The sequence below is a fragment of the Polycladomyces subterraneus genome (genome assembly GCF_030433435.1).
GTDB classification, from domain to species: Bacteria; Bacillota; Bacilli; order Thermoactinomycetales; family JIR-001; genus Polycladomyces; species Polycladomyces subterraneus.
The window spans coordinates 46,682-69,878 of the sequence record NZ_JANRHH010000037.1; the positions used below are offsets into that span (position 1 = coordinate 46,682).

The 23,197-nt window shown below is 49.3% G+C and carries 20 protein-coding genes, 1 tRNA gene, 2 pseudogenes and 2 riboswitches; of the genes and pseudogenes, 5 read left to right on the forward strand and 18 right to left on the reverse strand.

The window, feature by feature from the left end; translation table 11 throughout:
* Window positions 1–26: 26 nt before the first annotated feature.
* A riboswitch (SAM riboswitch) is annotated at window positions 27–141 on the reverse strand.
* Window positions 142–513: 372 nt separating this feature from the next.
* Window positions 514–966 carry a disulfide oxidoreductase gene (locus tag NWF35_RS10310; protein ID WP_301239073.1) on the reverse strand — a complete coding sequence of 151 codons (453 nt, stop codon included), beginning with the start codon at window positions 964–966 and terminating at the stop codon, window positions 514–516.
* A gap of 9 nt (window positions 967–975) precedes the next feature.
* Window positions 976–1,632, reverse strand: coding sequence for a DsbA family protein (locus tag NWF35_RS10315; RefSeq protein ID WP_301238973.1), 657 nt, complete (start codon window positions 1,630–1,632; stop codon window positions 976–978).
* Window positions 1,633–1,901: 269 nt separating this feature from the next.
* Between NWF35_RS10315 and NWF35_RS10320 the strand changes: the two genes are divergently transcribed.
* The 3 genes from NWF35_RS10320 to NWF35_RS10330 all read left to right on the forward strand — a co-directional run bounded on the left by NWF35_RS10320 (window position 1,902) and on the right by NWF35_RS10330 (window position 4,664).
* The gene (locus tag NWF35_RS10320; RefSeq protein WP_301238974.1) at window positions 1,902–2,810 is read left to right on the forward strand and encodes an ABC transporter substrate-binding protein; all 909 of its coding nucleotides are present in this window, start codon (window positions 1,902–1,904) and stop codon (window positions 2,808–2,810) included.
* 76 nt (window positions 2,811–2,886) lie between these two features.
* Window positions 2,887–4,032, forward strand: a complete 1,146-nt coding sequence (locus NWF35_RS10325; RefSeq protein WP_301238975.1) for an ABC transporter ATP-binding protein — start codon at window positions 2,887–2,889, stop codon at window positions 4,030–4,032.
* A complete protein-coding gene (locus NWF35_RS10330; RefSeq protein WP_301238976.1) occupies window positions 4,029–4,664 on the forward strand; it encodes an ABC transporter permease in 636 nt (211 codons plus the stop codon). The genes NWF35_RS10325 and NWF35_RS10330 overlap by 4 nt, the downstream gene beginning before the upstream one ends.
* A gap of 141 nt (window positions 4,665–4,805) precedes the next feature.
* Here NWF35_RS10330 and NWF35_RS10335 read toward each other — a convergent pair whose 3' ends face one another.
* Both NWF35_RS10335 and NWF35_RS10340 read right to left on the reverse strand, forming a co-directional pair.
* Entirely contained in the window at window positions 4,806–5,144 is a 339-nt protein-coding gene (locus tag NWF35_RS10335) for a hypothetical protein (protein ID WP_301238977.1), read from the reverse strand.
* A gap of 333 nt (window positions 5,145–5,477) precedes the next feature.
* The gene (locus tag NWF35_RS10340) at window positions 5,478–6,305 is read right to left on the reverse strand and encodes an aldo/keto reductase (RefSeq protein WP_301239074.1); all 828 of its coding nucleotides are present in this window, start codon (window positions 6,303–6,305) and stop codon (window positions 5,478–5,480) included.
* Window positions 6,306–6,777: 472 nt separating this feature from the next.
* On the opposite strand from NWF35_RS10340, the gene NWF35_RS10345 reads away from it, so the two are divergent.
* Window positions 6,778–8,655, forward strand: coding sequence for a M14 family zinc carboxypeptidase (locus NWF35_RS10345; RefSeq protein ID WP_301238978.1), 1,878 nt, complete (start codon window positions 6,778–6,780; stop codon window positions 8,653–8,655).
* 148 nt (window positions 8,656–8,803) lie between these two features.
* On the opposite strand, the gene thpD is transcribed toward NWF35_RS10345, so the two are convergent.
* The 14 genes and pseudogenes from thpD to NWF35_RS10415 all read right to left on the reverse strand — a co-directional run bounded on the left by thpD (window position 8,804) and on the right by NWF35_RS10415 (window position 21,322).
* Entirely contained in the window at window positions 8,804–9,694 is an 891-nt protein-coding gene (gene thpD, locus NWF35_RS10350) for an ectoine hydroxylase (RefSeq protein ID WP_301238979.1), read from the reverse strand.
* Between the two features lie 83 nt (window positions 9,695–9,777).
* Window positions 9,778–10,164, reverse strand: a pseudogene (locus tag NWF35_RS10355) (ectoine synthase); the annotation flags it as partial.
* Window positions 10,165–10,182: 18 nt separating this feature from the next.
* Window positions 10,183–11,436 (reverse strand): diaminobutyrate--2-oxoglutarate transaminase, encoded by a 1,254-nt coding sequence (gene ectB / locus NWF35_RS10360; RefSeq protein WP_301238980.1) that lies wholly within the window; start codon window positions 11,434–11,436, stop codon window positions 10,183–10,185.
* 44 nt (window positions 11,437–11,480) lie between these two features.
* Window positions 11,481–11,999: a diaminobutyrate acetyltransferase gene (gene ectA, locus NWF35_RS10365; protein ID WP_363321609.1), complete on the reverse strand. Its 519-nt coding sequence runs from the start codon at window positions 11,997–11,999 to the stop codon at window positions 11,481–11,483.
* A gap of 438 nt (window positions 12,000–12,437) precedes the next feature.
* Window positions 12,438–12,587, reverse strand: a riboswitch (cyclic di-AMP (ydaO/yuaA leader).
* 182 nt (window positions 12,588–12,769) lie between these two features.
* Window positions 12,770–13,609: an ectoine/hydroxyectoine ABC transporter ATP-binding protein EhuA gene (ehuA, locus tag NWF35_RS10370; RefSeq protein WP_301238981.1), complete on the reverse strand. Its 840-nt coding sequence runs from the start codon at window positions 13,607–13,609 to the stop codon at window positions 12,770–12,772.
* Between the two features lie 15 nt (window positions 13,610–13,624).
* A complete protein-coding gene (gene ehuD / locus NWF35_RS10375; RefSeq protein ID WP_301238982.1) occupies window positions 13,625–14,296 on the reverse strand; it encodes an ectoine/hydroxyectoine ABC transporter permease subunit EhuD in 672 nt (223 codons plus the stop codon).
* Between the two features lies 1 nt (window position 14,297).
* Complete coding sequence (ehuC, locus tag NWF35_RS10380) at window positions 14,298–14,957, reverse strand: ectoine/hydroxyectoine ABC transporter permease subunit EhuC (RefSeq protein ID WP_301238983.1); 660 nt, start codon at window positions 14,955–14,957, stop codon at window positions 14,298–14,300.
* Window positions 14,958–15,063: 106 nt separating this feature from the next.
* Window positions 15,064–15,939, reverse strand: coding sequence for an ectoine/hydroxyectoine ABC transporter substrate-binding protein EhuB (ehuB, locus tag NWF35_RS10385; protein WP_301238984.1), 876 nt, complete (start codon window positions 15,937–15,939; stop codon window positions 15,064–15,066).
* A 387-nt stretch (window positions 15,940–16,326) separates the two neighbouring features.
* Window positions 16,327–17,589 (reverse strand): esterase-like activity of phytase family protein, encoded by a 1,263-nt coding sequence (locus NWF35_RS10390; RefSeq protein WP_301238985.1) that lies wholly within the window; start codon window positions 17,587–17,589, stop codon window positions 16,327–16,329.
* Window positions 17,590–17,817: 228 nt separating this feature from the next.
* Window positions 17,818–18,708 carry an alpha/beta hydrolase gene (locus NWF35_RS10395; protein ID WP_301238986.1) on the reverse strand — a complete coding sequence of 297 codons (891 nt, stop codon included), beginning with the start codon at window positions 18,706–18,708 and terminating at the stop codon, window positions 17,818–17,820.
* 326 nt (window positions 18,709–19,034) lie between these two features.
* A tRNA-Ala gene (locus NWF35_RS10400) sits at window positions 19,035–19,110 on the reverse strand.
* 537 nt (window positions 19,111–19,647) lie between these two features.
* Entirely contained in the window at window positions 19,648–20,979 is a 1,332-nt protein-coding gene (locus NWF35_RS10405; RefSeq protein ID WP_301238987.1) for a 6-phospho-beta-glucosidase, read from the reverse strand.
* Window positions 20,976–21,174, reverse strand: a pseudogene (locus NWF35_RS10410) (PTS sugar transporter subunit IIA); the annotation flags it as partial. The pseudogene NWF35_RS10410 and the gene NWF35_RS10405, both read right to left, overlap by 4 nt.
* On the reverse strand, window positions 21,155–21,322 hold the full coding sequence (locus tag NWF35_RS10415) for a hypothetical protein (protein WP_301238988.1): 168 nt from the start codon (window positions 21,320–21,322) through the stop codon (window positions 21,155–21,157). The pseudogene NWF35_RS10410 and the gene NWF35_RS10415, both read right to left, overlap by 20 nt.
* Before the next feature lie 188 nt (window positions 21,323–21,510).
* On the opposite strand from NWF35_RS10415, the gene NWF35_RS10420 reads away from it, so the two are divergent.
* Complete coding sequence (locus NWF35_RS10420; protein ID WP_301239076.1) at window positions 21,511–22,866, forward strand: PIG-L deacetylase family protein; 1,356 nt, start codon at window positions 21,511–21,513, stop codon at window positions 22,864–22,866.
* Window positions 22,867–23,197: the final 331 nt, after the last annotated feature.

The following is a 23,197-nucleotide window of genomic DNA, read 5'->3' on the forward strand; positions in this document are numbered from 1 at the left end:
AAAGGTTGGCGTCGTAAACGCGCAAACTCTCATCTCCCAGAGATACCCTCTGCAGGAATTGGCACCACATTTGAAAGACAATCCTTTCAAATAGGTTGCCGGGCTTCATCGGGCCAGTCCCTCCGCCGCTCTGGATAAGAGTTCCGCTAATCGGACTATGTGATTTTTTCCGAACTGACAAACGAAAAGGATTTGAAGATAAATATACAAAATTAACGGGGCACCTGTCAATGATTTCAGGTCTTTGATTCAGGTGAAGCGTGCTCCTGGAAAACGGCCACCCTTCAAGTTGGCGAATTAGCAGACTTGGGTGTGTCTGATCAACATTGTCCGCATTGCTTTCTCCCCTCACGGAATTACTCCAGACACACCCTCGTCCTGGTTCCTTGTCATCCTTTCTTCAAACATAGTATCTGCTGCTCGTTTTACTACTCGGTGCGTTTTTTTGTACGCTCCTCCGCTCCCGTTTCATCATGCACTGCCGGAGAAACGGACAACCGAATCCGATACCGTTTATGCATCCTTTTCCGTGGCTGTTTCATCAACTTCGTCCGATTCCGCCGTCCGGGCCGCTACTAGAAACCAAGTGATCAATATAAACGCCGTCAATGCCAAAAAGGGGATGGTGACAAACCCGAACCAGTTGATGTAGTCGCCTGTACAGGGCACCCCGCGCGTGCAGGGAGAGAACGATTTCATCGCCGGTACCTTTTGCAGCAAATAATGATAAAGCGAAATCGAACCGCCGATCACACTGAGTGGCAACGTGTACGGGATAATCCACCGGTCATTCCGATAGCTGGCGATTCCCAGCAGTACCGTCAACGGATACATGAAGATCCGCTGAAACCAGCACAACTTGCATGGTTCAAACAACGCGATCTCGCTGAAATACAAACTGCCTCCCGTCGCAACCAATGACACCACCCATGCGAAATACAATCCGTATTGCCGAATCCACGCCATCATACCGGATTATCCTTTCTTGCCCGATTCCTGAAGCGCTTCATCCAACGCTTGTTTCAATTGGTTGTAGTCCAGCGGATTGTCCACTTTTTTCCCGTTGACGTAGATGGTCGGAACCGAATTGATGCCCAGTTTCTTTCCGTTGTTCATATCCTGCTGTACATCCGCCTCATATTTCCGGGTGCGGAGGTCCTGTTCCAGACGTTTCACGTCGATGCCAGGAACCTGCTGCTTGGCCAATTGCACCAGAAACTCAGGCGTGGCCCAGATGGTGTACTCGTCCTGTTGATTCCGGTAGACCGCGTCATAAAACTGCCAAAATGCCTGCGGTTTTTGATGGTAGATCGACTCACCGGCAATGCCGGCTGTCACCGAATCTGGCCCGATGAACTGCATGTTGAGAAATGCCATCTTGACTTTGCCAGTGTCGATATATTCCTTTTTCAACAAAGGAAAGACGGTTTCCTCAAACCGTTTGCACACCGGACACTTGAAATCTCCGAATTCGATCAAGGTGACTGGTGCTTTCGGATCGCCCAGGACGGGTTGACCCTGTGCCAACCCGTTGATCTCCTCCTTTTGACCATCGGCGGCCAGATACGCAATGCCGAAGATGCCCACGATGAGCACAACCAGCCCCACCGTGATCATTGTCAACATCTTCATGTCCTTTTTCTTCCTTTTCGCCTGGTACGATACGCTTTGCTTTTTCTTTTGTCGGTTCTTTTTCCCCATCAAAGTTCTCCTTCCCATCTGAACCGTTCCACTGTCAGATTTGCTTTCTATTATCGCATAAAACAAGAAAAATGGGGACTTCTGAAAAGCACCTTTTAGCTTGTTTGAAAAAAATTTACAATCACGTTGGAAAAAAAGCCGTTTACTCCCGTCGGATAACGGGTACGTGTTAAAAGGTTAGTATGTATGGAGGGGATTGGATGCTGAAAAGAAGTTGGCTGTTATCCATTTGTCTTATTCTGTTGGTCAGTCTCACCGCCTGCAAGGACGGGAAGACCGCCGAGCCCGGAAAAATCGTCATCTCGGGCAAGGACTGGACCGAGCAGTGGATCTTGGCCCACATTTTGGGCGAATATTTGAAAGCCCACACGGATATGGACGTGCAAGTGCGCGAAGGGTTGGGCACGGAAGCGATCTTGGTCCAAGCCCTCAAGCAAGGGGAAATCGACGCTATTGTAGAGTATACCGGCACGGGTTACCAGGCGATTCTCAAAAAACCTTACAAGCCGGGAATGACTCCTCAGTATATTTACCAGCAGACCAAAAAAGGATACGAAACCCAATTCGGCACCACCTGGCTGAAACCGTTGGGCTTTTACAACACGTATGCCTTGGCGATGCGAGCGGACAAAGCGAAACAACTGCATGTCACCAAAGTAAGCGACCTGAAACGGTTGGCCCCCCGACTATCCTTCGGTGCACCTGCCACTTTTTTCGAGCGGAAAGACGGGTATGACGGAATGGCGAAAATGTACGGCCTGTCCTTTGGTAAAAAGGTGACGCTGGATGAGGATCTGATGTACAAAGCCGTTGATAACGGGGATGTCGATGTGATCACCGCCTTCACCACCGATCCGCGCATCAAGCAGTTGCACTTGGCGACGCTAGAGGACGATATGAAATATTTCCCGCCTTACGACGCGGTGCCGGTGGTACGTCAAGCGGTGTTGCGCGCCAATCCGGGACTGGAAAAAACATTGAACGGGTTGGCCGGCAAAATCACCATTCCCGACATGATGAAAATGAACGACGAAGTGAACAGTAAACGGAAAACACCGCAGGAGGCAGCACGGGACTTTCTGAAATCCAAGGGTTTGATTCCACGCTGATTAGGCACCCGTTGAAGAGGGCACGAGGGTGTGAATCGCTTGGAAAGGAGAGAAAATTGGAAAGGAGCGGAAAAATATGATTCGTTTTGAAAATGTAAGCAAGCGGTACAAAGATGGCACGGTTGCCATTGACAATCTGAATCTGGAAATCCAAAAAGGGGAGTTACTCGTCCTAATCGGCCCCAGCGGGTGCGGAAAAACGACAACCATGCGCATGATCAACCGCTTGATCGAACCGACGAGTGGTACGATCACGATCGACGGGCAAGACATCTCCCTGATCGACCCTGTTGAACTCAGGCGCAATATCGGGTACGTGATTCAGGAGATCGGCCTGTTTCCCCACATGACCATCGAGGAAAATATCGCCCTGGTACCCAAACTGAAAAAATGGCATCCCGAGCGTTACCGGAAACGGGTAAACGAGTTGATGGACTTGGTCGGTCTGGACCCCAGCACGTACAAGGACCGGTACCCGTCGGAGCTGAGCGGGGGGCAACAACAGCGTGTCGGCGTCATCCGAGCACTGGCGGGAGAGCCAGACATCATCCTGATGGATGAGCCGTTCAGCGCGCTCGACCCGATCAGTCGGGAACAATTGCAGGAAGAATTGGTGAACCTGCAAGAGTCGATCCGCAAAACCATCGTGTTCGTCACTCACGACATGGACGAAGCGATCCGGATCGCCAGTCGGATCGCGATCATGAATGAAGGAAAGCTGGTGCAAGTGGACATCCCCGACCGCATCCTGCGTCGACCGGCCAACGACTTCGTACGCGGATTCATCGGTGAGGAACGACTGACGAATGCCAGCGGTACGGTCGTTCCGACGGCACAGGACTTGATGCATCAGTCTCCGGCTACCGTTTCACCCAAACGGGGATTGGCCGAAGCGTTCCGCATCATGAAAGAGAAAAAAGTGGACAGCTTGTTCGTGATCGACAGCCAGCGCCAACTGCTGGGCAGCGTTACCCTTGAAAAGGTGGATCAACACTACGATCAGGAAGATTGCACGGTAGCAGACATCATGGAGACAGAGATCCCTACCCTCGCAGTCGACAACCCGGTCAACGAGGTGGCCGAAGTGTTCCGGGACGGTAAGCAAAACGCCGTACCCGTAGTGGAGGGGAAACGGCTCATCGGCGTCGTCACCCGCGGCAGCATGATGCGCGGACTGGCCGACTGGACACATCATCAATCGGAAGGGAGCGTGACAGTATGAGTCTGTGGGAAACGATCGTTAGTCGAAAAACGGACATCTGGGTGGCTTTCGTCGATCATCTTTATCTGTCCGGTGTGGCGATGCTGATCGCCATCTTGGTTGCGGTACCGTTGGGTATCATTCTTACCCGCTACCGATGGATCGCGGAACCGATTATCGGGCTGGCCGCACTGATTCAGACGGTTCCAGGTCTTGCGCTGCTGGCCTTTATGCTGCCGTTGTTCGGGATTGGGAAAACACCGGCCATCGTCGCCTTGACCCTGTATGCGCTCCTGCCCATCATCCGCAACACCTACACCGGCATCCTCGGAGTCGATCGCTCCGTTATCGACGCAGGCAAAGGAATGGGCATGACCTCCCGCCAGATCCTGTGGATGGTGGAATTGCCGCTTTCTCTCCCGTTTATCATGGCCGGCATCCGCACCTCATCCGTATTTACTGTCGGCCTGGCAGCACTGGCCGCCTTTATCGGGGGCGGCGGATTGGGTGATCTGATCGTTCGTGGCATGAGCATGAACGACAACAATCTCATCTTGGCCGGTGCCATTCCTGCCGCCTTGTTGGCCATGGCATTCGATCTGATGTTCCGTTTGTTGGAGCGGAAAGTAACTCCCCATGGCATGCAGAGCTGAAAGGGCAAACCGGAAAACGATCCCCCGAACATGTTGTTCGGGGGATTTCGTTTATTCCCTTCCCATCGCGTTTTCCCTACTCTTTCCGATCTTATCTCAGCTGGTTCCCCTCGTGGTAGCAGGTCTCGCCTTTTCTTCCGTTCACATCAACTGATCCCTGTCCTGCTTCCGATCGCCACCCAGTACCCGGCGAACCCACCATAAACCCACGCCTCCGGTCACCACGTGCAAAGCGCCGATCTGCCAGATGACTCTTCCCGGCGAATCCCACAACAACTGCACCATACCCATGGGCGCTCCCTTCATACCCCCTGCCAACGTCTGCTTATAAAGGTCCAGTGCAGGCACCAACCCAATCGCCAAAAGAAATATCCCTGCAATGATTAACACGAACATCGCCGATCCGCAGAAAATGACCAACCAATCGCGCTTGTTCATCGGTACATCTCCGCTCCCTTTCACTTCACCCTCTCCTTTCACCATATTTCCACCCTCGGGGTTCCACTTCCTGTTTTTCGAGGAAAGAGAAGGTTTTCTACAAACTTGAGCGGCTTATACCCTGTAACACCACGTTTAAAAGCCATTTCGCAGCTCTTATTATCTATTTCGAAACATCCATCATTTTTTGAGTCCCAGATCCGATGAGGCCTTTTTCCCTCTCACTCCAGCGCTTAAGATCAAATGCCACTTCACTGGAAAAGTTCACTCTTTATTAAGCAAGATTATTTGTTCCCATCTTCATGAAAAAACAAAATGCCGTTGACCTCTTCGATTAGGCCAACGGCTAAATAACATATTCATAATACAGGCACACTAGAAATCAAAATTGTCCGGGTCCGGACCGAAACGTTGGTTTCGGTTCAGTCCATCCAGCTTGGCCATATCCTCCTGGGACAGTTCAAAATCAAACACATCGGCATTCTCACGTATACGGTACTCTTTCACTGACTTGGGAATGGTGACCACCCCATGTTGCAGGTTCCATCGGAGTACGATCTGCGCGGGTGTCTTGCCGTATTTGGCAGCCAACTCGCGGATTTCCGGCACATTGGCCACTTCGCCCTTCATCAGCGGACGCCATGCTTCCACTTGAATGCCGTGTTGAGAACAGTACGCACGCAGTTCCTTCTGGGTCAGATGCGGATGAAACTCCACCTGGTTGACCATCGGCTTGATCTCGGCATCCGCCATCAGATCCTCCAGATGGTGAATTTGGAAGTTGCTCACCCCGATTGCCCGTGCGCGCCCATCACGGTAGATCTTCTCCAGTGCTTTCCACGTCTCTTTGTACTTGCCCGCCACCGGCCAGTGGATTAGATAGAGGTCGACATAGTCCATCCCCAAACGTTGGAGGCTGGCCTCAAAAGCGGCCAATGTGGAATCATAGCCTTGATCAGTGTTCCACACTTTGGTGGTGATAAACAACTCCTCGCGCGGCACACCCGACTCCCGGACGGCTCTGCCCACACCCACCTCATTGCCGTACATCGCCGCCGTGTCAATACTGCGGTAACCAACCCGAATCGCCGTCTTCACCGCGTTCTCCACTTCGCCACCTTCTTGCGCCCGCCAGACGCCCAATCCCAACCACGGCATCTTCACCCCATTGTACAGGGTCGCTGCATCGGAAAGCGATTTGATTGACAAATTCTCCACCTCCCAGATGTTTTGGTACGAATGATCCAATGGATGTAGGTGAACTTAGCCTAGAAACAACATAACCATAGAAACTCTAACGCGCTCACCACGAGTGTAAACTTTTGCATAGTTGGAATCAACCACATGGTTTCGATGTGGATGGTCCGTTTCTCTCTATAAATCCAAAGATTTCTAGATGCAAAAATGGAACAGAAACACCCAGTATGAATAGGATAAAAGGTCGATCCGGGTATACTATTTCCCGCTCGTTCGTGATCACCCTCCAACTAAAATTGTTCTTACCTAATTGAATCGTTACATTGATCCAATCCTAAATTAGTTCATTTTTTGTGTTTTTTCATCTGACTACACTGAAATTAAAGGAAATAGTCCAAATTACATATTCCAATCAAAACCTATTCATAGTATGATTAACACGTTGAGATATAGAGAAAAATTACAGGAAGAGAAAATGATGCCAGAACTTGACCTCATTCAAATCGGTTCTATTATCCGAAAAGTGAGAAAAGGCAAGGGATTGCGCCTGGAGGATTTCGCGGATGAAAACATCTCCCCGGCAACCGTCAGTAACATCGAACGCGGGGTTCCACACGTTAATGCAGAAAAAGTGATGTATCTGTTGAAGAAGCTAGGGCTGTCATTGGAACAGATTCCGGAGTTGTTGGTGGGGGAAGATGAGAAGGCAGAGCACCTTGTTAGTAGCAAGAAAGCTGGGAGGGGTTTGATGACACATAAGAAGTGGTTGTCCCTGTTCGCTGCGGTGGTACTGGTCTTCTCGTCCCTTGCCGTGGCGCAGGCGGAGCCGTCGACGCCATATTACGGGAAGAGTTATTCCCAGCCCGACAAGGTGCTGAAACTGTATCCCGATCCGGAAGAACGGTTTGACACCCCCGCTTTCACCTCCGGGAAGGAACGGTTCACCAGCCAAGAAGAGATGATGGCTTTCCTCCGTGGGTTGGAGTCGAAGAGCCCCTGGGTGGAAATGGAGGTGATCGGCCACTCCCAGGAGGGACGGGAAATACCTGCCCTCTTTTTTCAGAAGGGAAGCGGCAAGAAAAAGCCCACTGTCTGGCTGCAGGGACAGATCCACGGCAATGAACCAGCCGCCGGGGAAGCGGTGCTGGTGATGGCCGAGAAGCTGGCCGGTCCCTACGGCAAGAAGCTGCTGGATAAGATTAACGTAGTCATCGTACCCAGGGTCAATCCCGACGGCTCCTACGCCTTTGAACGCCAGATGACGAACGGGCTTGATGGCAACCGGGATCACCTAAAGTTCGACACACAGGAAGTGCGGGCGGTCCACTCCCTCTTCAACCGGGTGCAGCCGGAAGTGGCGATCGACGCCCACGAATACAACCCTAAACCCGAGCTGCTGAAGGACATCGGTAAAGAAGGCTCCCTCAAGTATCACGACCTTCTCATCCTCTCGGGCAAGAACCTGAACATCCCGAAACAGGTTCGAAGCTTTGCCGATGATATGTCAGAGAAGGCCAAGAAAGCCTTAGCGGAGAAGGGGTTCTCCAGCGGCGACTACTACACGGCGACAAAAAAAGGCGGAAAATTGGAGCTGACCGAGGGTGGTCCGGAACCCCGCATCGGCCGCAACAGCTTCGCCCTGAAACCCTCCCTTTCCTTCCTGGTGGAAACCCGGGGCATTGGGATCGGACGGGAAAACTTCCCCCGCCGGGTAGCCGCCCAGGTGACCACCCATGAAAGCCTGCTGGAGACCACTGCCCAATCGGCTGACGAGATTAAACGCCTCGTGGATCAAGCCCGGGAAGAGATCATCGACAAGGGACGCACCGTCGGGGATGACGACAAGATCGTGGTGGTAAGCCAGGCGACAGAAATCCCCGACAGCACCCTGCCAGTGGTGGACATCGCCGAGGGCAAGGTGAAGGAGGTACCTGTCCGCTGGTTCAGCCACACCAAAGGAAAGCCCGTCCTCACTCGGGAACGCCCAACCGCATATCTCTTGTCCCCGGACCAGGAGGAAACCGTGGAACGATTGCGGAATGCCGGGGTCAATATCCAACGGCTGAAGAAAGAGATCGTCTTGTCTGTGGAAAGCTACACCGTTCTGTCGAAGGAGACATCGAACGAGCCATACGAAGGTCACCCGCAGCATCATGTGACAACGGCCACGGCCATAGAAACAGTTCACTTTCCCGCAGGGAGCTGGGTAATCCCGATGGACCAGCCAACGGCAAACTTGGCTGCCTTGGCTCTGGAACCGGAATCCACTGACAGCTACGTCACCTTCGGGTTCATCCGTTCGGAAGCGGGGAACAAGCTCCCAATTTACCGGTACATGGAGGAGAAGAAATGGTAATGATGTGATCGTTCACCTGAAGAAGGCCGCCATTCGAACGGCGGCCTTTAAAAAAATTGCGGACATCACCTCTTCAAACACAAGGCCTCGATGTCCGCTAATGAAGGTTGGGTCAATCAAGTAAGAGTTGACACAGCTATTTTTCCGGTTACCGTTCTCTGCTTGCAATAAACTCTGGCCGAGGTTTTTGCCCGGAGAACGGTTCCACCAACTTGTTTTCCACACTGTTGTAAACAAAGAACACATTGCTTCGCGGCAAGGGGGTAATATTGCCGTTGGAGCCGTGCATGAGGTTACAGTCGAACAGCACGACCGAACCAGCCGGACCTGTTAACGCGGAAATGCCGTGCTTTTTCACTAACCAAGTCAAATTGTCCTGGTCCGGTACACCGTATTCCTGTCTCCGAAGCGACTGCTGGTAATGATTTTCCGGCGTCTTACCCACGCAAGAGATAAAATATTGGTGGGAGCCCGGAATGACCATCAATGGCCCGTTAAAGTGATAATTGTCCTCCAACTGGATGGAACAGCTCAACGCCCGCATATGAGGCATTCCGTCCTCTACATGCCAGGTTTCGAAGTCAGAGTGCCAATAAAATTCTTTTCCTGTAAAGCCCTTTTTATAATTGATTCGAGATTGATGGATGTATACTTCACTTCCGAGAATTTGCTTGACCATGTTTGTCAGCCGCTGATTTTGCGATAACCGTTTATAAATTTCGCTGTTGCGGTGAACAGCAAAGATCGATCGAATTTCTCGACTTTCGGGCTCTCGAATCACTTCCTTCGCATCTGAATCCTGGTTCGTATCCCAAAGCCTTTTCAGCTCATTGCGCAATTCCCGCACTTCTTCCTCAGAAAAGAAACGCTCAAAGAACAGGTATCCGTTTTTCTGATAAAAATTCATCTGCTCGGCATCAAGCGGACCTTCTGCCAAATCATTCGTATAAATGACGGGATCCTTCCGCTTCAGAATCGCCGGATTGTCATCGACTCGGGAAGGATAGAGATCTATCACCCTATCCTGTATGTTGCTCATTTTCCCAACTCCCCCCGAACAGTTGGTTGTTCTACCTTTTGTGTCCTTTCGCCGGGGTACGGTTTTTGTGAATTCTCCTGTGACTCCTCGTCGATGATTGGATAAACCCCTTCTTCATCATGCACCTCTCGCCCAGTCAACGGCGGATTAAATACACAAACCATCCGCATATTGGACTTTGCCCGCAAGTAGTGCTTTTCATGGCCGTCTAGCGCATACAAAGTTCCTGGCTGAATCGGATAAACGGTGCCATCTTTCACAACCTCAATTTCCCCTTCACCCTCGATACAGTACACCGCTTCCACATGATTCTTATACCAAATGGTGGTTTCTGTTCCCGCCTTAATAATCGTATCGTTCAGCGAAAAGCCCATCCCGTCCTTCTTCAAAAGCAAACGGCGGCTGTTCCACGTCTCAGTATCCACATCATCTTTCGTTCCGATGATGTCATTCAAATGTTTGACGATCATAGTTACATGTCTCCTTTTTCACATCATCTTTTTACACCACTTCAAGCTTTCTTCCAGAATGGTCAGTCCCTTTTCAAGCCCCTTTTCATCAATTGTCAAAGGAGGCATGATTTTTACGACTTCACTGTTGGGACCGGAAGTTTCCATAATCAATCCCCGTTCAAACGCGGCCGCACATATTTTTTCAGCCAACCCGTCAACTCCGATTTCAATTCCCTGGAGAAGCCCTCTTCCTCGCACTTCACATTCCATCTCGGGATAGTGTTGTGCAAGCATTTCCAGAAAGAGTTTGACTTTCTCTCCCTTTTCCAGGATTTCTTGGCTGAACTGGTCGTCTTCCCAGTAACTGAGTGCTTCGGTTGCAGCGACAAAACCTAAGTTATGGCCGCGAAAAGTGCCGTTATGTTCTCCCGGATCCCATAAATCATACTCAGGTTTGATCAAGGTCAAGGCCAACGGGATGCCATATCCTCCAATTGATTTGGACAGACACACAATGTCAGGATAGATGCCGGCCGGTTCAAAGCTAAAAAATGGACCCGTTCGCCCACATCCTACCTGTACATCATCGACAATCAACAGGATGTTCCATCGTCGGCACAGTTCTTCAATTTTCCGGAGCCAGTCAAAACTGGCCACATTGATTCCGCCTTCTCCCTGAACGGTCTCAAGGATAATGGCTGCAGGGAGAGAAATGCCGCTGCCATTATCTTCGAGAAAACGCTCAATATAACTGACCGTGTCTGCCTCACTGCCAAAATAGCTGTCAAACGGCATGGCGATCGAATTCGTTAAGGGAATACCAGCGCCTTTTCGCTTCGATTCGTTCCCGGTAATCGAAAGGGAACCGATTGTCATGCCGTGAAACGCGTTGGTGAAACTCATGATCGTATCCCGACCGGTTACTTTACGAGCTATTTTCAGCGCACTTTCCACCGAATTGGTGCCTGTCGGGCCTGGGAACATCACTTTATAATGAAGCTTTCGCGGCTTTAAAATGACGTCATGAAATCGTTTCAGCAGTCTCTCTTTTGCTTCTGTCGCCATATCAAGGCTGTGTGTAATGCCATCATCCATCAAATAGTCGATCAGCTTGGCCTTGATTCGTTGATTATTGTGGCCGTAATTTAACGCCCCAGCACCGGCAAAAAAGTCGATATATTCCCGTCCGTCCCGATCCCACAGCTGATAACCACTCGCTTTTGTAAACACAGTTGGAAAACTCCGACAGTAGCTGCGAACCTCCGATTCCAAAGCTTCAAAAACCTTCAACGGTGAACGCAATTCGTCCGCAACTTTCACCAAATCACTCCTGGTTAAGTTTGATAATGAAACGGTCCGATCCGGAATGTCATTTCCGATTCATGAGTTCCCCCTGGGAACAGATGGGCAGGAAAACACTCCGAAACTTCACAGTCAGTTGAAAAATCCCGTGCGAATCCCCGGAATAAAGCTTGGGATGAAAGATTCGACGGAGAGACGGTCGCTTCAAGGTAACAGACATTCTTGCAAGCTTCCCGACGGATCAATGCTTTTAGGAGTGCCTTTCCCAACCCATTGCCCCGTTGAGACTCGGCCACCGCCACCTGCCACACAAAGAGGGTTTGCTGGTCTGCCGGTGGTCGAAAAGCGGACACGTAACCGACGATTTGTCCGTCCTGTTCGGCCACCACACAAGTATCCGAAAAGAACTTGCACAGCATCAGATAACTGTAAGGGGAATTGACATCCAACACTCCGGTATCCCTAACCAGGCGCCAAATACTGGTTCCATCCGCTACCTGCGGTTGGCGAAGCACCACTTTGTTCATCAACCCGGTTTCCAGATTGATCACCTCCTCCCCAGTAACGACGGCTCGACGCTATGCCAATATCCTCACGTATAACGCGTCATCGCCGGTTGAAAAAGAAAAATACCGGTGCAAACTTTCTCCCAGGAACCAAATTCCAAGGAAAAAGTCTGTACCGGTCCGTCTTTTGTACGCGGTCAGGTTAAGACTCAGATCCGCCTTCTCTGCATCGGAAAAATCAGTCCGGTGCAAAATCGGCAAATTCCTTGGATTACCCCTGCTTTAGGGCGTGTCTGGTAAATCCGTGAGGGATCAAATCCTTTCCTAGGTGAGCGAAGACCCGGAAAAGTGCAGGAATGAAATCGCGAGCAATGTCTTAAAGCGAAGCGTTCATTGCCCGGGACCTGCGCTCGGGTCGGAGCGGCCATGACCTGTCCTTGAGGGCGCAGGTGGAGCGAACCAGGAAAGCAATGGGACAGCATTTACCAGACACGCTCTAGCCAACGAGGCTGGCTGGCGGGTAGGATGGCAGAGAAGCGCTTCACGTCCCTTCCGGTGTAAATCCGGAATTCACCCCAATCACTTGGTTCCCCCGTTTCCATCGAAACGACATGAGGTAGGTCTTCAATTGTCAAAAATCATTTCGCTATAATCAATTATTAATAATTTTTATACTTATTTATATTACCATATTTACCATAATTACTCACCTTCGATAAATTCCGTTGATCACTCCGGATACTCTTTCTCCTATGTTCAGATCGGATTAATTGTTCGATGCTCCCTTTCACGCTTCGTTCCACTGCTATTCATCTCTAATTGGACATCAATCCTATCGTTTGCTGATCAAAACTACCCAAAAACTTACTTAAGCGTGGACTTTTCGGATGACTATTACCAAAAATCTTTTCAGGAGGTCCTTCTTCCATAATTCGTCCTTCATCAAAGAAAACAACCCGATTCGCCACTTCCCGAGCAAAACCCATTTCATGCGTAATTAACAACATCGCCATCTTCCCTTCAGCAGCAATCTCCTTGATCACTCCGAGGACCTCGCCAACAAGCTCAGGGTCCAACGCTGACGTCACCTCGTCAAACAACATGATCTTCGGTTGCATGACCAACGCACGGGCAATCGCCACCCGCTGCTGCTGACCGCCGGATAATTGTGATGGATAAGCGTCCATCTTATCCAGTAACCCTACTTTATCCAGCATTGTTTTGGCCCGCTCTATCGCTTCTTCCTTAGATAATCCCAATACCTTGATCGGAGCCTCCGTTACATTTCGCAAAATGTTCATGTGCGGGAACAGATTAAACTGCTGAAACACCATTCCGATTTTGCCGCGCACTTTATGCAGATGCTTTTCATCGGCCGGAACAAGCTTTCCGCCCTTTTTTTTATGCCAAAGCAACTCACCGTCAACCTCAATCGTGCCCGACGTCGGCCTTTCCAACGTCATCAAAACACGGGCAAACGTAGTCTTGCCGGACCCGCTCGGCCCAATGACTGCTACTCTTTCTGCCGGTGCCAAATCGAAATCGATTTCGTGTAGTACTTGAGTCTCGCCATAGAACTTACTGACCTTGCGGTAACGAACAATTGGTTCCGTTTGAACCGTACTCACTTTCATGCTATCGGATTTCATACGCATAACCTCAATTCCCCTTCAGTTTATAAATCCTTTTTGATTGAGTTTGAGCCATGCTTCCAAGCGGCGTACCAGGAGTGAGGAAAGGTAACTCAATATGAGGAAAAATACCCCGACGAGTGTAATGGGTTCCAAATAGCGGAATGAATTTGAGCCAATTATCTGCGCTTGGCCCAGTAACTCGATCAGCGTGATTGCTGATAAAAGTGGCGTTTCTTTAAACATCACGATCAGATAGTTTCCCAATACGGGAACAATCGGCCGGATGGCCTGCGGGAGAATAATCCGCATCCACATTTGCGCTTTTGAAAAGTTGAGAGCGATAGCAGCTTCCCATTGCCCGCGCGGCACCGCGTCAATACCTGCCCGGTATACCTCCGATAGGTAGGTGCTATAGTGAATACCCAATCCCAGCACGCCAGCCGTGAATGGAGACAACATCAACCCAAAATGAGGTGCCACATAAAAAATGAAGAACAACTGAACTAATGGCGGTGTACTGCGCACAAATTCGACAAAACCACCGGTCACCCATGACAAAAGCTTTACCTCAGACCGTCGTGCAAAAGCTAACCAAAGGCCGCAGACAAGTGCAATCAAGAAGGAGACGATCGTCGCACTAATCGTAATCTTCACTGCTTGGAGCAGTTGCGGTAAAATTTGCAAAGTAAACTTCCAAGACCACCCCACGTTAAGACCTCCCCGTTGAAAGTCTGCGCTCTAACCAGCGCACGCCCAACGTCAGCGGATAGGCGACGAGAAAATATAGGATGAGCAACAGACCGAATATTTCAGGGGTATACTGATTCATATTTGTCCGTAAGGTTGTTGCTTGAAATGTCATATCAGAGATCGTAATCAAGGAAACTAAGGATGTTCCTTTCAACAATTCGATGAGCAGATTACCAAAGGATGGTAACATAATCCGAAAAGCCTGCGGCAGGATCACACTTCGCATCCTCTGCCCTGGTGTCATGTTCAGCGCAACAGCCGCTTCGATCTGCCCCTTGGGGATAGCCAGAATCGAGCTGCGGACGATTTCTGATCCATACGCCCCAGCGTTAAGACCAAGAGCGAGTAAACCCGCTAAATCCGCCGGTAACCAGATGCCAAGCTGAGGCAGGACAAAATACAGCCAAAACAATTGAACCAGCAATGAAGTCCCGCGGAAAACTTCAACAAAAAAAACACACACCACTCGGAGTGGATAAAATCTCGACAGGCGTCCAAATCCTACCAAAAAGGAGACGAAAAAGGCCAATATGGCCGAAAAGATCGTTAGCTGAACCGTAATTCCAAGCCCTTGCAGCAAAGCTGGCAATATTTTTTCGTAGACCCCGATCGAAATCACATCCTTTCCTGTAACGATTCAAACAAAAGTGCCCCTCGTATAAATCAGAGCGTCTGTACAACTCATGCCCATGGACTGGATCTACTCAGGTTTATTTGTTGGACTCTTAAGGTTTGCACAGTTCATCAGCCTTTTTATCGGGCAAATTCACTTCGGTGAATCCGAACGGTTTCAGCACGTTCAGTAATGCATCGGACTTTTTCATTTCCGCCAATTCTCGACTGAATGCATCACGAAATTTTTTATCTTCTTTTCGGAAGGCAGCCGCTCCATATCCGAGTACACTTTTTCCGTCCACGATCGGCTGTTTGAAGTCGTTCACTTCCACGATATCTTTGGCACCGGTGGATTCCATCATGGCCCGTAAAGAAGGACCTGTCATCGTGACCGTATCCACCCGCCCGGATTCCAATGCGGAGATCGCAGAAGGCTGGTCCGGAACGATGATAATTTGATTCTCTTTTACACCCGATTTCTTCAAATAACTAACCTCAACCGCCCCCTTCATCACCGCGACCCTCACTTGCGGATTGGCGGCAATGTCTTCATAGCTGTGAAGATTCTTCGGGTTGCCTTTTTTCACAGCGATGGCTTCCCCGATTTTGTATTCAGGGTCGGCAAACACCACTTCTTTGCAACGAGTCGGTGTAATGTACATCCCTGCGGTAATGACATCAAAACGACCTGATTTCAATCCGGGAATCAATGATCCAAAGTCCACCAAAACCGGCTCGATTTTGTTAATTCCCATTTTTTTAAAAACAGAACGTGCAACCTCGACGGCCTCTCCCGTCACTTTACCATTATCATCTTTATAAGCATAAGGTTTCTCATTGGCGAACCCGATTGTGACAACCCCTTCTTCTTTCGCACGCGTGAGAGTGTCCCCGCCATGCAAGCCCAAATTAAGCCCGCTGCATGCCGTTGTTGATACGATGAAAACCAGCAATACCACGATGTTAAAAAAATGTTTCTTTGACACCAAGCTTTTCCCCCTTTGTTTTGTGTAAACAGCCTAAGTATTGAAACACCGCATGTCGATCGCCATTACTCATTTTTCGACCCGTATCCCCCCCTCCCGTTGATGAGGGGCTCCATAGCCATAGCCTCGTTACCTTTATTCCCCAGGAGAAAAATTTGAAACGGAATTTTACATCTTGCCTGACAAATCAAGCAAAAATGGTGACATCGGCATGAAAATGAGCCCCCCGTTTCACGAGTGGCCATACAGGATCAATTTCAATTTGGGTTAACACACCGCTTAATAACATGTAAGAGAGCGGCTCTGGTCTCCCTGCAAGCGGTTGATGTATGCGGATCGACATGGAGGATGACTGTAGCCACTAGACGCGATTTGATTAGGGCCTTGTCAATGCCTTCTCCTTATGTCAATGGTCCACAACTCCGTATCAACACCAGATGCATCACCGATTCCAAAATCGTTGTCATTGATCAGGGCGATAGTATGGCTGTTAGGCATGGTAATCCCTTCCACCTTCTCATAGGGATAATTCAAGGATATGAGATCAACCAGCAACCGTTTGGACGGAAAATGAATTCCCGCCTGTTTCAGTTCATCTACACTCATCTGTTCCAGCGTCCGAACACGGGTTTTTCTATCCTTTTGCCCCAGAAGAAGGTTTGTCGCATTAGAAAAGTCAGTCAAATAGAGCTTTTTTATGCTGTTTTTATCACGTTCATCCACAATAATGTGATCTTCCGCCACTGCATACATGTCTGATACCATCACATCATATTGGTTCAAACCCTGATACAAACGGGCATCGTCAGTCAAATAGGGGTACTCCGCAACGACTTTCTGTCTCTTCAGATCCATTTTTATAACCCTAAGGGTGCGGGAGCTTTTGGCAGCTTTCTGGTCCGGATTGGCCAAAGGACTCTGTACCATCGTGTAAAGCCATTTTCCATCGGGAGTAACGGTCACCCCTTCAAAACCCCGGTTCTGATTTCGTTTAGAAAAAACCGACGGGAGTCTTTCCTTCACAGGAATATAGGGGGCCAAAGCGTTTTTCGCCTCACCCTTTGGCACGATCCGTTCCAAAATGGTCCCGTCCTGTTTCACATGGACCAGGCTGGGTCGGTATTCTTCACACAGCCAGAAAGTATGGTCTCTTGGGTTATAGGTGATCCCCTCGGTATCTAGACCATATGGATCAAAAGGAAGGGGCTTTGTGCCCTCCCTGTTATACGGAGTCTCGTCCGATTGAGGAACATTGGGCAGACCGGTAATCCGATCCGTCCCGGTGACCGGATCCTGCCCTTTCTTCAGCTTCAGCGGTATAGATTGGATCACCCTCATCTCCCCATGGCGGACAGTCACCTTGTAGATAGTCGGTGTAAACTTTTCCAGTGGAAATGTGCGACGCTTTTCATCTCCCACTTTCACTTCGACGTTCGGTCCGCGGTCGGTGATGGTGTAATAAACGTTCTCCGGATCTTCGGGGAGATGGACCAAACCGGAACCCATACCGGCCCGAATTCCGTGACCCAGAGGTGGAGCATCACGAAGCACATACTTGCCTGTGACACAGGGTTGCCGGTGTACGCTGGACGACAGAGAAGCCGCATTGACCAGATTCTGCACCCCCAGTGCAAGGAACCCGGCCGCCACTACTGCAACCATCGACTTTCTAAAAGATTTAATAAGATATCACCCTTCCCTTATAAGACGTAAAGCCTGTTTTATAAGAAAAATGAGTGGTGCTATGTAAGCACTTGCCTTTTTAATTTTTTTTGCCACTTCCATGGGAAAGAATCTCTCGCTTATAATATCTTGCAACAGGTAAGGAAAAAGATACGGCAAAGGCCCGGTTAGATCCAGCTACCAGCCGGGTTATGGTCACTCCCGAAAAGCTACTTGTACCTGCCGTTTGAGCCAGCCGATCAAAGTGTCTATAACCGAACTGGATTGTTCCGAGTGAAGGATACAGTGCCCGAATTCGGGGAGAAGGAGCCATTCTTTTTCCTTGACAGTCAGCGAGTCAAAAAACAAGCGAACGATATCCGAAGGGATCAAGGTATCATTATTACCACAGATACACAGGGTGGGAACGGTGATGCTGGTCACATTTTGCAACGCTTCTTCAGTTTGGACAAGCAGCTGCTGAATCCAGCGGACGGAATACTTGAGGGGGATCAGCGGGTCCACCATCTTGTTGGTTTGAACATGATAGGTCACCATCGACTTCAGCCTCGGAATACGTTGTGCTTTTTTCATCAAGCCATATGGATTGATGCTGAATGAAGGGGCTACCCGGCTGATGATGGATATCAACCGCCGAACAGAGATCGGGACGTGAATCCGCAAAGCTAAAGCAGGAGCAGATAAAACAATGCCGTCGACATGATCAGGCCGGAGTTGGGCATACCGCGTAACGATTAACCCTCCCAAGCTGTGTCCGATCAAGTAAATACAGCGATTCCCCAGTTTTTTTCTGAAAACGTGTACCAGTTGGTCCAGATCATTCAGGTATTCATGGAAATGGGTGACATGACCGCATCTCCCTTCAGAATAGCCAAATCCTCGCAAATCATACAAAACCAAACCGAATCCATCCCGAATGAACCTTTCCCCCAAATGTTCGTATAATCCCAAGTGCTCCCCCGCACCATGTACCAATACAGCGACAGCGCGGGGTTCATGAGGAAGCCATGTTCGATAATGAATGTAAACCCCATCCCATGTATATAGCCTGTCCTCATAGTTCTCAACAGACACCCCGACAAACACTTCGCCGTCCTCCCGTGAACAAAATTTCCATCAACCAGTATGTACAATTCGCGGGAAAATCCATTTTACAGTTTTTTCATTTCTCGAATCGCTTCCATGCCAATGCGAATAGAAAAATATGGATTACTCAAATGTGCCCAAACCAAAGAATAATCCCTCTTTCGCCCAAGACTTGGTATGGGTATGGTTTGGAGCGGTTGAAAATTGGGTGTTTGAGGAATACGTTCGTTGGGGTACAGAAGCCAATCACTTACCCAAAAAAGCGAAACAACCACAGGAATCAAGAGAAAAACAAAAAACCCTCGAATGACTCGAGGGTTTCGTTTTGGTGGAGCTGAGCGGGCTCGAACCGCCGACCTCTACACTGCCAGTGTAGCGCTCTCCCAGCTGAGCTACAGCCCCGTATTTTGAAGTTGTCTCAACCGCTGACGAAGATTAGTTTATAACAGGTACATGAGAAAGTCAAGCACTTTTTTCAGGTACCGTAAACAACCCGAAAAAAAGTTGATACGTACGTTCATCCGGAATATATCCGACGGAAATGCATCCGTTTTTAGCATATCCCGATTCCAACGATCTATACAATCAAGGATCGTTGATGGCGACTCCGGAATTCCCGCTGAACAAATCAAACGTTGCGTCTCTCTGAAAACGTCCAAATCGATATCGCTACAGTAGACAGAGCGAATGCCATTTCCTTCTGGGAAAAAATCATACGGAGGGGGCACTTGATGACAAGGTACCCCCGGCTTTCGCCTGCTACCATCCGTCTCAGGGAACTCCGTTCAAAAATCGATACCCTGGATCAGTATCGCTCTTGCAGGTGCAGCATCGAGTCACTGCAAGCTGCAACTCAACGAAATGATCAAGATGAACCAATGGAACATGAAGTGCCATTTTTACAAGAGTCCCCAGGGAAATCCCCGGGGAACGGAATGATCAGGAAACCTGCTCCTCTTGGAAAAATTGAGGCAAATAGGGTTTATGCGCTTCCAACATCTCATCTAAGATTTGCTTCGCGATCGTGTCAGAAGGAACGAGCGGATGGATCGTCATCGCCACCAGCGCCGTGCGATAGTCTCCCGTAACAGCAGCTTCACAAGTCACGCGCTCAAAGGATTTGATTTGCTGGACGAGACCGTTGACCGCAACGGGCAACTCTCCCACGGTGATCGGTACCGGACCCTCTTTGGTGATCACGCAATTGACCTCGACGGCAGAATCATCCGGAATACCGGCGATCGCTCCGTTGTTTCTCACGTTCACTGGCTGGATGTCCCGTTTATCGTTGTAGATGGAGTGTATCAAGTTGCACGCCGCATCACTGTAGTAGGCACCACCCCGTTTTTCCAATTGCGGCGGCTTCACCGCCAGATTGGGATCCTTATACAGTTCGAACAGTTCCGCTTCTAGCTTTTTGACCACTTCGGCACGGGTTCCCTTTTCCTTTGCCGCAGCCATCTGCTCTTCAAGCATCTTCTGCGTTTGGAAGTAATAACGATGATACGGGCAGGGCAGTATTCCCAGGCCTTTGATAAAATCCGGCTCCCAACCGACCTCTTTGATGTTCCTCACGGTGAAGTTCGATTTTTCTCCACTGGTGATGAGATCGATAACCCGATCCGTGATCTTTTCACCGTCAAGATACACATTTAGCCCGAACACCATGTGGTTGAGTCCCGCGAAATCGATGTGCACGCGATCCGGGCTCACATCGAGAAGCTTGGCAATCCTCATGCGCATCCCGATCGGAACGTTGCACAGCCCGACCGCTCTTTTGATGTTGCTGTAACGGAGAACGGCTTCGGTTACCATGCCTGCGGGATTGGAAAAGTTGATCAGCCATGCGTCTGGGCACAGTTCCTCCATGTCCCTGCAAATATCCAGGATGACTGGTATGGTGCGTAACGCCTTGAACAACCCGCCCGGTCCGTTGGTCTCCTGACCGATGACACCGTACTTCAACGGGATTCTTTCATCCAAAACCCGCGCATCCAACAAGCCCACACGCAATTGGGTCGTGACAAAATCGGCATCCCGAAGCGCCTCACGTCGATCCAGGGTCAAATGAATCTCCATTGGAACCCCGGCTTTTTTCACCATGCGTTTGGCCAGATCACCCACGATGTTCAGCTTCTCTTCCCCTTCCGGGATATCCACCAACCACAACTCCCGTACTGGCAATTCATCGTAACGCTTGATCAACCCTTCCACCAGTTCTGGCGTGTAACTCGATCCCCCTCCGATGGTAACGATTTTGATCCCATTCATACTTTCACCCTCCCATGAATGAATGTTTCATACAAGTCAACAAACTCAGCAGCCAAATCTCTGATGGTCATGGTATTCATTAAATGGTCCTGGGCATGAACCATTAACATCGTTACTTCGAATTTGTTTCTCCGCCGCTTCCACCTGGATCAATCGGGTCTGGATGCGGTGAGCCTCACTCAGTTGCTTGGATGCGCTCGATCAATATCCCGAACAGACTTCCGCCCAAAGCGGTCAACGGACCACTGAACAATTGGGCCACGATGTTGTTAACGTTTTCAAACGGGGTGTTTTCAACGCCGATCCTCAGCAATACCCAAGGTAACCACGTGAGGTTTATCAATGACCGAAGTCAACTCTTCTCCTTCTTCCCTCTTAATGCTATAAATATTTTTGTCCTATTCCGTTCGCAAAACCTATCTTTTTCGGCGGTATATCCACATAGGGAAAGAAAAACCAAATACAAAATTGTGTCTTGACAAAGCTCTATCAAAGTTGGATATGGAACACCGAAGAGGTGATAGGATCGTGATGAAACTTTTCAATAATAAGATGATTTTTGGCACATTTTTGCTTATCCTCTGTTTTTTGTATTTATTTTCCCCTTATCTGGCCGAAAGTGCCAGCGCGTTAACCGAAAGCCATATGATGCAGAACACGAACATCCAAGGAAACCGGGTATTGGTCGTCGCACCTCACCCTGATGACGAAGTGCTGGGGGGTGGCGGAGTGATCGAGAAAGCCATTTCCTCGGGTAAACAAGTTAAGGTTGTCATCATGACAAACGGGGATGGTTTTTCAGAAGATGTGATGCGTCAATTCATCACCCTTTTTCCATCTGCCCAAAATTATCAAAAACTGGGTGTCTTGCGGCATGAAGAGTCCATTCAAGCCTTGGGCTATTTGGGTGTAAAGCCATCCGATATTTATTTTTTGGGTTATCCGGACGGCGGTCTTGAATCGTTATGGGAAACTAACTGGAGTTGCACGCGGTTGTATCGCGGGTTAACCGGTTGGACCCACGCGAACTATCCATTCAGTTACCAAAAGAATGCCCCTTATTGCGGGGAAAATGTCGTTAACAATCTGTCACAGATCATCCGTTCATTTCAGCCGACAACGATTGTGTTTCCGGATCCGTATGATGAGCATCCGGACCATTGGGCGACCAATGCTTTTGTGCAATTCACGCTGGCCAATCTGCACTATCATCCTGCTGATAAGTGGACCTATCTTGTTCATTTCAGCGGTTTTTTGGGTTCATGGCGAAATAATTCGCTCCTATCCGCCATTCCGCCCAATGCCTTAACAAAACTGGATACCCGGTGGATCAATGTGCCATTAAGCAATAAAGAACAACAGAAAAAACTGGAATCCCTTAATGAGTATCCGACACAAACGAAAATCATGTTACCTTGGATGAAACAGTTTGTCCGCAAAAATGACTTGCTCGAAGTTTATCCCGATCTTACTTGGCACACAAAAGGCAATTGGACAAAATGGTCATTTGCCGACATCACCGGGGACAGCTTCTTGCAACATTGGACGACTAGCGATGACATCATTTCGGTTGGCGGAAAGGTCAACGGCCACCGTTTGTATATTGATTGCACGACCAGATTTTACTCCACGCATCCCGTGAGGTTCCGTTTCCACATCCGTGTTTTCTATGAACACGGAAACAAGCTGGCCGATTTCACAGTCCAGCTAAAACGACAGCAAGAGAATGAAGCGAAGATTTTCAAGCCAAAAACGATACAAATTGCGTTACCACTTTCCGATGCCTTTCTGAACCATGCGGATAGTTTTCTCATCTCGGTCGATACACTTTCGGGAAATAAGCAGATTGACCGAACAGCATGGCGATATGTTCAAATCAAAAATTGAAAATTTCTTCCACATCCTCTGGTAATAAAAAACGCGGGGAATCCAAACTTGATTCACCCGCGTTTCATCCAGATGTGCCGCTCAACTGGGAAACGCCTGGACCATTTGACCAGTCACGAATTTCACGTCGAGCAGCACTGACTGCACCCATGGAGATTCTGTCAAGAAATTGGAGCCCGCGAACTTTGTCAACAACCAGAATAGAGTTCCACTGTCCTTTTTTCAAAAATATGCCGATGGAATCTATTCAGTGAGTGCTTATTTCCGGTTATCGACGGAATCGGGAACAGTTTGACGGCGATTTTTTCAAACCCAAAACCGGGTTCTCCGG